General features: G+C 62.4%; 1 protein-coding gene. It reads right to left on the bottom strand.

What is annotated here, in order from left to right; genetic code table 11:
• Positions 1-606: ATP-binding cassette domain-containing protein (locus tag AC1DT3_RS23530; RefSeq protein WP_477467562.1), on the bottom strand; the 606-nt coding region annotated here is incomplete at both ends.

Below are 606 nucleotides of genomic sequence, written 5' to 3'. Positions count from 1 at the left end.
GTGTAGGGATGTCTCGGCCGCGCATAGAGGGAACGGCTCGGCCCCCGTTCCATCACGCGCCCGAGATACATCACGACGACCTCGTCGCAGAGGTATTCGACGACCGACAGATCGTGCGCGATGAACAGCATCGTCAGGCCGAAACTCTGCTGAAGATCCTGGATCAGGTTCAAGACCTGAGCCTGAACCGAGACGTCGAGCGCCGATACCGGCTCGTCCGCAACGATGAAATCCGGCTCGACGGCGAGCGCGCGCGCAATGCCGATGCGCTGACGCTGACCGCCGGAGAATTCATGCGGAAACCGCCTGGCGTGATCGGGATTGAGTCCCACTCGCACCAACAATTCGGCGATGCGATCCTGGCGCGCACTTCCCTTCGCGAGTCCATGCGTATCGATCGCCTCACCGATGATCTCCTCGACCCGCAGGCGCGGATTGAGGCTCGAATACGGATCCTGAAACACGATCTGCATCCGCCGCCGATAGGTTCGCATTTCACGATCGGACAGCGTGGTGAGATCGACGCCGTCGAAGATCAGGCGGCCCGCACTCGGCTCGATCAGACGCAGCGTGCACCGGCCGGCCGTGGTCTTTCCGGAACCCGAT

It is taken from the genome of Microvirga sp. P4_G7, assembly GCF_056401005.1.
This window is presented reverse-complemented; position numbering and strand designations above follow the sequence as displayed.